The 12660-nt window shown below is 55.2% G+C and carries 9 protein-coding genes; 6 read left to right on the forward strand and 3 right to left on the reverse strand.

Annotated elements, in window-relative coordinates; genetic code table 11:
- Positions 1–37: 37 nt before the first annotated feature.
- From fhuA to hrpB, 3 genes are all read right to left on the reverse strand, one after another.
- Positions 38–2227 carry a ferrichrome porin FhuA gene (gene fhuA / locus HU143_RS18115; protein ID WP_000113226.1) on the reverse strand — a complete coding sequence of 730 codons (2190 nt, stop codon included), beginning with the start codon at positions 2225–2227 and terminating at the stop codon, positions 38–40.
- Between the two features lie 292 nt (positions 2228–2519).
- A complete protein-coding gene (mrcB, locus tag HU143_RS18120) occupies positions 2520–5042 on the reverse strand; it encodes a bifunctional glycosyl transferase/transpeptidase (RefSeq protein WP_000918127.1) in 2523 nt (840 codons plus the stop codon).
- Between the two features lie 140 nt (positions 5043–5182).
- Positions 5183–7612 (reverse strand): ATP-dependent helicase HrpB, encoded by a 2430-nt coding sequence (gene hrpB / locus HU143_RS18125; RefSeq protein ID WP_023227151.1) that lies wholly within the window; start codon positions 7610–7612, stop codon positions 5183–5185.
- A 72-nt stretch (positions 7613–7684) separates the two neighbouring features.
- Between hrpB and thpR the strand changes: the two genes are divergently transcribed.
- The 6 genes from thpR to folK all read left to right on the forward strand — a co-directional run bounded on the left by thpR (position 7685) and on the right by folK (position 12568).
- Positions 7685–8215, forward strand: coding sequence for an RNA 2',3'-cyclic phosphodiesterase (gene thpR / locus HU143_RS18130; RefSeq protein ID WP_001748937.1), 531 nt, complete (start codon positions 7685–7687; stop codon positions 8213–8215).
- A 16-nt stretch (positions 8216–8231) separates the two neighbouring features.
- A complete protein-coding gene (sfsA, locus tag HU143_RS18135; RefSeq protein ID WP_000899412.1) occupies positions 8232–8936 on the forward strand; it encodes a DNA/RNA nuclease SfsA in 705 nt (234 codons plus the stop codon).
- Positions 8937–9112: 176 nt separating this feature from the next.
- Entirely contained in the window at positions 9113–9568 is a 456-nt protein-coding gene (gene dksA / locus HU143_RS18140) for an RNA polymerase-binding protein DksA (protein WP_001155232.1), read from the forward strand.
- A gap of 68 nt (positions 9569–9636) precedes the next feature.
- Positions 9637–10533 (forward strand): tRNA glutamyl-Q(34) synthetase GluQRS, encoded by an 897-nt coding sequence (gluQRS, locus tag HU143_RS18145; RefSeq protein WP_023227150.1) that lies wholly within the window; start codon positions 9637–9639, stop codon positions 10531–10533.
- Between the two features lie 161 nt (positions 10534–10694).
- Positions 10695–12092 (forward strand): polynucleotide adenylyltransferase PcnB, encoded by a 1398-nt coding sequence (gene pcnB / locus HU143_RS18150; RefSeq protein WP_125540466.1) that lies wholly within the window; start codon positions 10695–10697, stop codon positions 12090–12092.
- Entirely contained in the window at positions 12089–12568 is a 480-nt protein-coding gene (gene folK, locus HU143_RS18155; RefSeq protein ID WP_000150777.1) for a 2-amino-4-hydroxy-6-hydroxymethyldihydropteridine diphosphokinase, read from the forward strand. Before pcnB ends, folK begins: the two co-directional genes overlap by 4 nt.
- Positions 12569–12660 lie beyond the last annotated feature (92 nt).

Raw genomic sequence — 12660 nt, forward strand, 5'->3', positions numbered from 1 at the left:
TTGTAAAACGGGCACGGCAAGCCGTGCCCAAAAGAAATTAGAAACGGAAGGTTGCCGTTGCAACGACCTGACGTTCTGCGCCCCAGAAACAGCCGTACGTCTGGAAGCAGCTGGCGACGTATTCGCGGTCAAGCAGATTATTAACGTTAACCGCAATGCTGGAGCCCGCCATACCAAAACGCGCCAGATCGTACTTGACGACCGCATCCATCACCGCTGCGCTGCCTACCTTGAAGCTATTGGCCGGATCGCCGTAACTGGAGCCAATAAAACGACCGCCTGTTCCCAGCGTTAAACCTGACAACGGACCATCGTTGAAGGTGTAATCGCCCCACAACGACGCCATGTGTTCAGGCACCTGCTCTGGCGTATTCCCTTTCAGGTTAGTGTCTTTCGTGTATTCAGCATCAGTATAAGTGTAAGACGCCGTCATATTGATGTTAGCCGTCAATGCTGCTTTGGCTTCCAGCTCTACACCTCGCGCACGAATTTCGCCTGCCGGCACCTGCGCTAATGGGTTGGTTGGATCGGCGGTCAGGTTATTGGTTTTGGTCAGCTGATAAACGGCACCCGTAACAACAACCGGCATGTCTTTCGGTACGTATTTCACCCCGGCTTCATATTGCTCGCCTTTTGACGGCTTGTAAGAAACGCGTGGGGTGCTCCACAAATCGAAGGCGCTTGGCTCGAAAGATTGGCTATAGCTAAAGTAAGGTGAAATTCCATTATCGAATACGTAGTTTACGCCACCGCGCCAGGTGAACTGGTGGTCATTACGTTCAATATATCCTTCTGTCGGCGTAGTGGAATTCTGACGCACCGTTGTCGCTTGTTTAGACCAGTCATAGCGGCCGCCGAGAGTAAATACCCACTTATTCCATTCCGCCTGATCCTGAACATAGAGGCCTGTTTGTTTACTTTCGTTCATCTGGTACGGCTCAGCGCCGCCGAAAGCAAAGTATTCAGGATGGTAATTGTTATAGAGATCGATTGACGGCGCGCTACCAAACGTCGCGTTAATATCATTACGCATACGCATGAAATCGACACCCGTCAGCAACGTATGATCAATATCGCCGGTCGCGAATTTACTTTCCAGTTGTGTATCTACGCTGAAATTCTGTAAACGCTCGTTGTCAACGATAGTACCGCGGTTAAGCGTATGGCCGTCCGCCGCAATCCCCGTGCCATAGACGCTTTTTTGCGCGGTTTTCATTTCGACAAAACGTAAATTCTGGCGCACGGTAAAAGTGTCGTTGAAGCCATGCTCGAAACTGTATCCCACCATTTTCTCGTTACGAGAATAGGTGTTGTTTGACGCCCCTTCATTGAAATCTGTTGGCAAGCGTTTACCATTCGGTAACGGTTCAACCGTTCCCTCTTTCGGCAGCCAGCCGTAGTAGCCGGTCTCTGGTTCGTTCTGGAAATAAGAAAGGAACGTAAAATTCGTTTTCTCATCAGGACGCCAGGTAAAAGAGGGCGCAATCGCATAGCGCTGCGACTCAGAACTCTTTTGCTGCTCATTTGTCGAACGCGCCAGTCCCGTCAGACGATATGAGAACTCACCGTTGTCATCCAGGGAATCACTAAAATCAAAACCGGTCTGGAACAAATTGTCCGTCCCCATTTTGAATTGAATTTCTTTCAGCGGCTCAGTAGTCGGCCGCTTGCTAACCATCGAAATAATACCGCCCGGGTTGCTCTTACCGTAGAGAACGGACGTTGGGCCACGCATCAACTCAACACGCTCAAGCATGTAGGGATCAATAACCGCATCGTTGTAGAAGTTACCCTGCAATTTCAGGCCATCCAGATAGTTATTCTGGCTCAGACCGACGGAAGAGAAGCCACGGATAATCACGAAGTCATAGGTATTGGAAGCGCCGCGACTGCTTACCGTTACGCCCGGCGTGTAACCCAACGCTTCTTTTACTGACTGGAATTGATGCATCTGCATCTCTTCGTTAGTGACCACCGAAACCGACTGTGGCGTTTTTTCGATAGGTGTATCAGTTTTGGTGGTAGTGGCGGAACGCTTCGCGGCGATGGTCGGAGCCGGTCCCCAGGCACTTTCCTGCGGCGCAGGCGCTGCGGTTACGGTAATGGTTTCTTCTTTCGGTTGAACCGCCGCCTGTGCATAGACAGACATGCCGCTAACCGCTGTGGCTACTACAACTGCGATTTTACGCAGTGAGGAGTTTGGCTGAGCAGTTTTAAGACGCGCCATTGGTATATCTCTGATGAAAGTGAATGATAACGTAAACGATAATTATTATTATAACCGCAGCATGATAGGCGAAATATCGTCGCAATGGCAAGCGATACGCGGCCCTACGAAAACTAAGGGGTTAAGAAACAACCAGATGAAAAGGAAGGGTTAATAAATTAGACTGAAATGTTATTTATGGAAGATTTGCCGGATGGCGACGTAAGCGTCTTATTCGGCCTACGTCGCACATAATGGGGTCGTAACGGTGTAGACCGGGTAAGCACAGCGCCACCCGGCACTATTACCGTGATTAATTGCCGCCAAACATCTCCTTAATCCAGCCGGCAACGCCGTCGCTCTTCTCTTCTTTCGGCGGCTGTTGCTGCGCAGGCTGCTGCGGCTGAGACGACTGATCGAACGGATTGCCTGACGGCTGCTGTTGCTGCTGCATCATCTCGCCCTGCTGGCACAGCGTATTTGGATCGTCCGTCCAGACCGGCAGAGTGCGCATACCGCCGCTACAGACAAAATTACCGTCGTAATCAACGCCCATATCCACCACATCTTCCGGCGGCGTCAGAACTAAAGGCGTCGGCGTCTGGTTCGCCAGATAGCGCTGGTAAATCGCCATCGCGCCGCTGGCGCCGTACAATTTCGTCGGCTGGTTGTTATCACGGCCTACCCAGGTGATAGTCACCTGGCTGCCGTCGATACCGGCAAACCAGGTATCGACATTGTTGTTTGTCGTCCCGGTTTTACCCGCCAGATGCAGACCCGGATATTTCGCGCCAAGCTGACGCCCCGTACCACGCTGGACGACCTGCTGCATTGTCCAGAGCGTCAGGTAAGCCGCCTGTGCCGGTACAGCGCGTTCAGCTTGTGGATAACTTTGATACAGCACCTTACCATCTTCCGCAATAACCGAACGCAGCGCTGATAACGGCGCGCGATTTCCGCCGCTGGCGATAGTCTGGAACGCTTGCGCCACTTCGATCGGCGTCAGGTTCAGCGCCCCTAGCAGCATCGCCGGAACCGGATTGAGCTGATCTTTCGGCACGCCGAGCTTCGTCCAGGTATCGGTTACCGCCGGTAAACCTAACGCCATCCCCAGATTGACCGTCGGTACGTTCATTGAGCGAGTTAACGCATCCACCAGCATCACTTTCCCGCTTTCGCTGTAGCGACGATCGTCGTTCTGCGGCGACCAGACCTGACCATTCGGCTGGCGCAGAGAAATCGGCGCATCGGCAATCCAGGTGTTCAGACGGTATAAGTTCGGCTGACTTAACGCGGTCAGATAGGTCGCCGGTTTCGCCAGCGACCCGATGGAACGGCGCGCCTGCATGGCACGGTTATAGCCGGCATACTGCGGCTCCGCCCCGCCAACCATCGCGCGTACCTCGCCGCTAAAGCGATCCACTACCACCATCGCAGTTTCAAGATCGCTCAATTTACGCTGCTTCTTCAACGCCGGAATGCCTTCGACAACGGCTTTTTCTGCGGCATCCTGCGCCACGGAGTCAAAGGTGGTGAAGATCTTCACGCCGGAGAGATCTTTAATTTTATCCCCCAGCTTCGCCTGCAGTTCCTGACGAACCATCTGCATAAACGCTGGCTGCGGTGAAATAACGCCGCCGCGCGGCTGTACGCCAAGCGGACGCGCGCTCAGCATGTCATAGAGTTCCTGATCGATGATTTTCTGCTGCTGTAACAGGCGTAACACCAGGTTACGACGCTCCAGCGCCAGTTTCGGATTGCGCCACGGGTTATAAATCGACGCCCCTTTTACCATCCCCACCAGTAACGCCTGCTGATCGAGGCTCAGTTCCTCTACCGGACGACCAAAGTAATACAGGCTCGCCAGCGGAAAACCGCGAATTTCATTATCCCCGCTTTGACCGAGGTAGACCTCGTTCATGTACAGCTCAAGAATACGATCTTTACTGTAACGGGCATCCATGATCAGCGCCATGTAGGCTTCATTCGCTTTACGCCAGTATGATCTTTCGCTGGAGAGGAACAGGTTCTTCACCAGCTGCTGGGTCAGCGTACTGGCCCCCTGCACCGTGCGTCCTGCCGTCAGGTTGGCCAACACCGCACGCCCGATAGAGTAAAGACTAATGCCATCATGCTCATAGAAATGACGGTCTTCCGTCGCCAACAGCGTATCGACCAGCAGATCCGGGAAGCCGCTGCGCGGGACGAATAAACGCTGCTCGCCATTTGGCGAAGAAAGCATGGTGATAAGCCGCGGATCGAGACGGAAGAAGCCAAACTGGCGGTTGTTATCCAGATTGACGATGGTTTCCAGACGCCCGTCACTGAACGTCAGCCGCGCGCGCACCTGCCCTTCTTTGCTGTCCGGGAAGTCAAACGGACGACGGATCATCTCAATGCTATTGGCCTGCACGGTAAATTCGCCGGGACGGGTCATCTTCGTCACCAGACGATACTGCGTCGCTTCCAGCAATTTCACCATCTCGTTTTTGCTGACAGGCATGTCTGGCTCAAGGTTCACCATCCGGCCATATACCGCCGCCGGAAGCTGCCAGACCTTGCCATCGATACGGCTGCGGATTTTTTGATCCAGATAGACGCCGTAAATGGCGAACAGCACCACAAAAACGATAAACAGTTTTAGCAATAGCCACAGCCAGCCACGCTTGCCACGAGGCTTACGCCCTTTGCCCTTACCTTTACGCGGCATCGGTTCTTCATCCTCATAGTCATCATCATAATCGTCGTCATGCTGCCGACGACGGCTCACCTTTTGTTTCACAGGACGTGACGGTTTCCCCTTACGTCCAATCGGCTCGCGGTCATTCCCCGCCATGCTTTTTCTCCGCAACATACAGGCGCAAAGGCCCGATTCTCTATTCTTCCGCCAGACGACAGAAGAAGAAATCTCTCAATTTACCCTTTTGCCGGATGGCGATTAACGCCTTATCTGGCCTGGAGGCAACGTATAACACGTCACGAATACTTCTTCGTGCGCCGCGTTGGGGCCGTATTCGCCGGATCGTCCGGCCAGACATGTTTGGGGTAACGGCCCTTCATCTCTTTTTGCACTTCGCGATACGCCCCCTGCCAGAAAGCGCTTAAATCGCGCGTAATCTGTAGCGGTCGCTGCGCTGGCGAAAGCAGTTCCAGCACCAGCGGCACGCGGCCCTGAGCGATGGTTGGGGTCTTCGCTTCGCCAAACATTTCCTGCATTCTGACCGCCAGCGCGGGCGGGTTATCTTCATGATAACGAATCGTTATTCGGCTTCCCGTCGGCACAGTGTAATGCCCAGGCAGTTCACTATCCAGACGTTGCAGCATGGCATAGTCAAGCAGTCCCCGTAACGCCTGAGTCACATTCAGAGATTTCAGACTCCGTAACGACTGTACGCCTGTCATGTGCGGCAGCAACCAATTTTCCAGAGTCGCCAGCAGCGACGCCTCATCCACGGCAGGCCAGTCATATTCCGGCAGCCATTTCGCCGCACAGTGCAGACGCAGACGGAACTGCTCCGCTTCCGGCGTCCAGTTAAGGACGGACAGACCTCTATCGCGGATGCCGTTCAGCATCGCCTGATGAAGCTCCTCTTCAGACGGCTTCGCCAGTGGCTGAACGTTAACCGTCAACTGTCCAATACGCATTCTGCGCCACGCTTTCAACGTTCCCTGCGCCTCGTCCCATTCAACCGTGTCAGACTGGCGCAGTAAATCAGGACACGCCTGAATCAGCGAGGCAATATCCAGCGGCTGCGCCAACAATATTCGGGCGTCCGGCGAGGCGCTACCTTGCAGCAACAGCGGCGCGATCAGCCATTCATGACGTCCCAACGCGTCATCCACATCTAACATCGCGCCCATACCATTGGCTAACTGATAGCGCCCTTCCTGACCGCGACGCCGCGCGATGCGGTCGCTAAACGCTCTGGCCAACAGCGGCATAATAAGCGCGCTATCCGGCTCGCCATTACGCACCTGCAGCCGTTTTAAAAGCTGCTGGCTACGCTGCTGCCAGCCCGGCTGTCGCCGCGAAAATAGCACGCTTAAATCCGTACCGCCGCCTCGCGGCGGGTCCTCAAGGATGGCCGCGAGCATGGCGGCAGTGGCGGCGCTATCGCCCTCGCCGGCGTTGACTAACATCGCCGCCAGGCGCGGATCGTTACCTGTTGCCGCCATTTTCCGCCCCCGCGCGCTTAATCGCTCGCCCTCCAGCGCGCCTAACATCAATAATAAACGGCGGGCGGCCTGAAGATTCACCTCCGGCGGCCTGTCCAGCCAGAAAAGCGAGGCCGGATCGTGACATCCCCACTGCAACACCTCCATCAACAAACCGGAGAGGTCGCTGTGTAAGATTTCCGGATCGCTTTGCGCCGCCGCCCGCTCCGCCTGTTCTTTTGCCAGCAGATGTAAACAGATACCCGGCGCCAGTCGTCCGGCGCGCCCCGCGCGCTGCGTCATTGACGCCTGACTGATACGCTGCGTAACCAGCCGCGTCAGTCCCGTTCGCGCGTCGAATCGCGCCACGCGCTCCTGAGCGCTATCGACGACCAGACGAATCCCTTCAATCGTCAAACTGGTTTCGGCAATGTTAGTCGCCAATACCACTTTACGCATCCCGGCGGGTGCCGGAACAATCGCTTTGCGTTGCGCCTCCAGAGACAATGCGCCATACAGCGGACAAAGCAGGACATCGCTGCCTACCCGCGACGCCAGATGTTCATGAACGCGCTGTATTTCGCCTACGCCGGGTAAAAATAGCAGCAGCGAACCGTTTTCATTGCGCAACAGTTCCGCTGTCGCCATCGCGACGGCTTCATCAAAACGCAAATGCGTCGCGAGCGGCTGATAACGTCGCTCCACCGGGAACGCGCGCCCCTCCGAGACGATCGTCGGCGCATCAGGCAGTCGCTGACAAAGCCTGTCGTTATCCAGCGTCGCAGACATGATTAACAGCCTGAGATCGTCACGGAGCCCTTGCTGGATATCCAGCAACAGCGCCAACGCTAAATCCGCCTGTAAACTGCGCTCATGAAATTCATCCAGTATCACCAGCCCCACGCCGCGTAATTCGGGATCGCGCTGAATCATTCTGGTCAATACGCCTTCTGTCACCACTTCCAGCCGGGTACGCGGCCCCACGCAGCTTTGCGCGCGCATCCGGTAACCTACCGTTTCGCCAGGCTTTTCATTCAACGCTTCCGCCAGACGCTGCGCGACATTACGCGCCGCCAGACGACGCGGTTCAAGCAGAAGGATTTTTCCAGCAACCGGCCCCTGTTGCAGGAGTTGCAACGGCAGCCAGGTGGATTTCCCCGCCCCGGTAGGCGCGGACAACAAAACCTGCGGCGCGGTTTTTAGGGCTGTCAACAATTCAGGCAATACGGCGGCAACGGGCAATGACGTCACAAACGGCTCCACGGGGTTAACTTTCTTTGCGCCGCATTGTAGCATCGTGTTAATCCATAACCGAGTATCCCTATGTCTGAGCCAAAACGGCTGTTTTTTGCGATTGACTTACCCGACGACGCGCGCGCACAAATTATCGCCTGGCGCGCCGCCCATTTTGCGTCTGAAGACGGACGCCCCGTCGCAGCGGCGAACCTACACCTGACGCTGGCCTTTTTAGGCGACGTCAGTAGCGATAAGCAGCGCGCGCTTGCGCAACTGGCCGGACGAATTCGCCAGCCGGGCTTTACGCTACATCTGGATGACGCCGGTCAGTGGCTGCGTTCGCGCGTGGTGTGGCTGGGGATGCGCCAGCCGCCGCGCGGGTTGTTGCAGTTGGCTAATATGCTGCGCGCGCAGGCCGCCCGCAGCGGTTGTTACCAAAGCCCGCAGCCTTTTCACCCGCATATTACGCTGCTGCGCGACGCCAGCCATACGGTGGCTATCCCGCCGCCGGGCTTTTGCTGGTCATTTCCGGTCACGTCGTTTGCGCTTTACGCCTCTTCGTATGGGCAAGGCCGTACCCGCTATGCCGAGCTGCAGCGCTGGACGCTGAGCGAATAATAATGAAGGAATGTCGATGCTATTCTCCCCCCCTTTACAACGCGCTACGCTGATTCAGCGCTATAAACGTTTTTTAGCCGATGTGATCACCCCTGACGGTACAACGCTTACGCTGCACTGTCCTAATACCGGCGCGATGACCGGCTGCGCCACGCCTGGCGATACCGTCTGGTATTCGACATCAGAAAATACTAAACGCAAATATCCGCATACCTGGGAATTGACTGAAACGCAATCCGGCGCATTCATTTGCGTGAATACGCTGCGGGCGAACCAGCTAACGAAAGAAGCGATTCAGGAGAATCGCCTGCCGGCGCTGGCGGGGTACAATATTCTGAAAAGTGAAGTCAAATATGGCGCCGAGCGCAGCCGTATAGATTTTATGTTACAGGCAGATTTCCGCCCGGACTGCTATATTGAAGTGAAATCGGTCACGTTAGCGGAAAAAGAAAACGGTTATTTTCCCGACGCCATCACCGAACGAGGGCAAAAACATCTTCGGGAGTTGATGGGCGTTGCGGCGGCAGGTCATCGCGCAGTGGTGGTGTTCGCGGTGCTGCACTCCGCCATTACACGTTTTTCACCCGCACGTCATATCGATATAAAATACGCGCAGCTATTGAGCGAGGCTCAGAATAAAGGCGTGGAAGTTTTAGCTTATAAAGCAGAACTTTCAGCCCAAAAAATGGAACTGAACGAACCAGTACCCATAACGTTGTAGTGGAATAACAGCCTGATTATTAAGTATTCTGGCCGCGTGCGTAAATACGCTTTTCCTCACAGGGTTGTCAAGTGTTACGTTTAGATAATTGCTATCCGGAAAAGCATCTGCTATTTATAGCGACCTGATTTTCCCCCGAACATGGGGATCGATAGTGCGTGTTAAGGAGAAGCAACATGCAAGAAGGGCAAAACCGTAAAACATCGTCCCTGAGTATTCTCGCCATCGCTGGGGTGGAGCCGTACCAGGAGAAACCGGGCGAAGAGTATATGAACGAAGCCCAGCTATCGCACTTCAAGCGTATTCTTGAAGCATGGCGTAATCAACTCCGGGATGAAGTCGATCGCACTGTGACGCACATGCAGGACGAAGCCGCCAACTTCCCCGATCCGGTCGATCGCGCCGCGCAGGAAGAGGAGTTTAGCCTGGAGTTACGTAATCGTGACCGTGAGCGCAAACTGATCAAAAAGATCGAGAAAACGCTGAAGAAAGTGGAAGATGAAGACTTCGGTTATTGCGAGTCCTGCGGGGTGGAGATTGGTATCCGCCGCCTGGAAGCGCGTCCAACAGCCGATCTGTGCATCGACTGCAAAACGCTGGCTGAAATTCGCGAAAAACAGATGGCGGGTTAATCCCGTACGTTTCTACCCTATTTATGACAGGCGGGAGTTTTCCCGCCTTATTCTTTATTGCCCGCAGCATGACTGACTCACTCTATATTGGCCGTTTCGCGCCGTCGCCATCCGGCGAACTGCATTTCGGCTCGTTAATCGCCGCCCTCGGCAGCTATCTACAGGCCCGTGCGCAACGCGGAATTTGGCGCGTTCGCATCGAGGATATCGATCCCCCACGTGAAGTTCCCGGTGCCGCAGCGACCATTCTGCGCCAGCTGGAACATTACGGCCTGCACTGGGATGGCGAGGTCTTATGGCAATCACAGCGTCATGAGGCTTATCGCGAGGCGCTGGCCTGGCTTCACGATCAGGGACTGAGCTACTACTGCACTTGCCCCCGCTCGCGCATTCAACGTCTGGGTGGTATTTACGACGGCCATTGCCGGACGTTATGCCATGGGCCGGAGAATGCCGCCGTCAGAATTAAACAGCAGCATCCGGTGATGCATTTCCATGATGCCTTGCGCGGCGACATCCAGGCTGACCCGCAGCTGGCGAGCGAAGATTTTATTATCCACCGCCGCGACGGACTGTTTGCTTATAATCTGGCCGTGGTGGTCGACGATCATTTTCAGGGGGTGACGGAGATCGTCCGCGGCGCAGATTTAATCGAACCCACTGTCCGACAACTTTCGCTGTATAAACAGTTTGGCTGGCGTGCGCCAGGCTACGTGCACCTTCCGCTGGCGCTCAACGAACAAGGCGCTAAACTTTCCAAGCAAAATCATGCCCCTGCGCTTGCGACAGGCGATCCGCGCCCGGTACTGGTCCAGGCATTGCGCTTTTTAGGCCAACGCGCCGTCGTAGCGTGGCAGGAGATGTCTGTTGAGGAGTTGCTGCGCTTTGCGGTGGCGCACTGGAGGCTTACAGCCGTACCCACATCGGCTAATGTAAATCCGGCATTCTCAAATGCGTCTCGCTGAGCTATGATTAGCCGCTATTTTTGCTCATCGTCTTTCGCATTGCTGCGGCGTTAATGATGCTTACAGCCCAGGTCGCGTTGCTCTCTTACGCCCGTCTGCCGTAATGCGAAAGACATAGAGTAAGTTGATCTTATTAATGTATGACACTACCGAGGTGCGCTATTTTTACCCGAGTCGCTAATTTTTGCCGTAAGGTGTTAAGCCGCGAGGAGAGCGAGGCAGAACAAGCCGTCGCCCGTCCACATATGACGATTATCCCGCGTGAACAGCACGCTATCTCCCGCAAAGATATCAGTGAAAATGCCCTCAAGGTACTGTACAGGCTGAACAAAGCGGGCTATGAAGCCTACCTGGTCGGCGGCGGCGTCCGCGATCTCCTGCTCGGCAAAAAGCCGAAGGATTTCGACGTGACTACCAACGCAACACCGGATCAGGTACGGAAATTATTCCGCAATTGCCGTCTGGTGGGACGTCGTTTCCGCCTGGCTCACGTGATGTTTGGCCCGGAAATTATCGAAGTGGCAACGTTTCGTGGTCATCATGAAGGCAGTGAAAGCGACCGTACGACCTCCCAGCGTGGGCAAAACGGTATGCTGCTGCGCGACAACATCTTCGGTTCTATCGAAGAAGATGCCCAGCGCCGCGATTTCACCATCAACAGCCTTTACTACAGCGTAGCGGATTTTACCGTGCGCGATTACGTCGGCGGGATGCAGGATCTGCAAGAAGGCGTGATTCGCCTGATCGGCAATCCGGAAACGCGCTACCGCGAAGATCCGGTTCGAATGCTGCGCGCCGTGCGTTTCGCTGCGAAGCTCAATATGCGTATCAGCCCTGAAACGGCTGAGCCAATCCCGCGTCTGGCAACCTTGCTAAACGACATTCCTCCCGCGCGCCTGTTCGAAGAGTCGCTGAAGCTGTTGCAGGCGGGGAACGGTTACGAAACCTATCAACAACTGCGGGAATACCACCTCTTCCAGCCGTTGTTTCCTACCATTACGCGTTATTTCACCGAAAACGGCGACAGCGCAATGGAACGCATCATTGCGCAGGTGTTGAAGAATACGGATAACCGCATCCGTAACGAGATGCGCGTTAATCCGGCATTTTTGTTTGCCGCCATGTTCTGGTATCCGCTGCTGGAGATGGCGCAAAAAATCGCTCAGGAGAGCGGTCTGGCCTATTACGACGCTTTCGCGCTGGCCATGAATGATGTGCTGGATGAGGCCTGCCGTTCACTGGCGATCCCGAAACGCCTTACCACGCTTACCCGTGATATTTGGCAGCTTCAGTTACGCATGTCGCGACGCCAGGGCAAACGCGCCTGGAAACTGATGGAACATCCCAAATTCCGCGCCGCGTTTGATTTACTGGAGCTGCGCGCTCAGGTGGAAAATAATACTGAACTGCAACGTCTGGCGCAGTGGTGGGCCGAGTTTCAAGCTTCCGCGCCGCCGGAACAAAAAGGGATGCTCAACGAGCTGGACGACGATCCTGCTCCACGCCGCCGCCGTTCACGTCCGCGCAAACGCGCGCCGCGCCGCGAGGGCACCGTATGACGATCGCGTATATCGCGCTTGGCAGTAATCTGGCCTCTCCGCTGGAGCAGGTCAATGCCGCCCTGAAGGCTATCGCCGACATTCCCGATAGCCGTATCGTCACGGTTTCTTCGTTTTACCGCACGCCGCCGCTTGGCCCACAGGATCAGCCCGATTACCTGAACGCTGCGGTGGCGCTGGATACCGCTCTCGCCCCCGAAGAATTGCTTAACCATACCCAGCGCATTGAGCTGCAACAGGGCCGGGTGCGCAAGGCCGAACGCTGGGGGCCGCGCACGCTGGATCTCGACATTATGCTGTTTGGCGATGAAGTCATTAACACCGACCGTCTGACCGTGCCGCACTACGACATGAAAAACCGCGGTTTTATGCTGTGGCCGTTATTCGAAATCGCTCCTGATCTGATCTTTCCGGATGGTATCAGCCTGCATCAGCATCTCACCCATCTTGGTGCTGCAAAACCCGCCCACTGGTAAAACATCGCCTCCCCTTTAGCGTTTACTGCTTTAGCGCCAAACGATTGCTTAAATCAATTGCCCCCCTGAATATGACTGTTAGAATGCCGGGA

The sequence above is a fragment of the Salmonella sp. SJTUF14076 genome (genome assembly GCF_015534835.1).
GTDB lineage: Bacteria > Pseudomonadota > Gammaproteobacteria > Enterobacterales > Enterobacteriaceae > Salmonella > Salmonella enterica.

Excerpts from the sequence above, each read along its gene's own strand:
- fhuA (WP_000113226.1), bottom strand. The coding sequence starts at position 2,227 with ATGGCGCGTCTTAAAACTGCTCAGCCAAACTCCTCACTGCGTAAAATC.
- sfsA (WP_000899412.1), top strand. The coding sequence starts at position 8,232 with ATGCTATTCTCCCCCCCTTTACAACGCGCTACGCTGATTCAGCGCTAT.
- mrcB (WP_000918127.1), bottom strand. The coding sequence starts at position 5,042 with ATGGCGGGGAATGACCGCGAGCCGATTGGACGTAAGGGGAAACCGTCA.
- folK (WP_000150777.1), top strand. The coding sequence starts at position 12,089 with ATGACGATCGCGTATATCGCGCTTGGCAGTAATCTGGCCTCTCCGCTG.
- thpR (WP_001748937.1), top strand. The coding sequence starts at position 7,685 with ATGTCTGAGCCAAAACGGCTGTTTTTTGCGATTGACTTACCCGACGAC.
- gluQRS (WP_023227150.1), top strand. The coding sequence starts at position 9,637 with ATGACTGACTCACTCTATATTGGCCGTTTCGCGCCGTCGCCATCCGGC.
- dksA (WP_001155232.1), top strand. The coding sequence starts at position 9,113 with ATGCAAGAAGGGCAAAACCGTAAAACATCGTCCCTGAGTATTCTCGCC.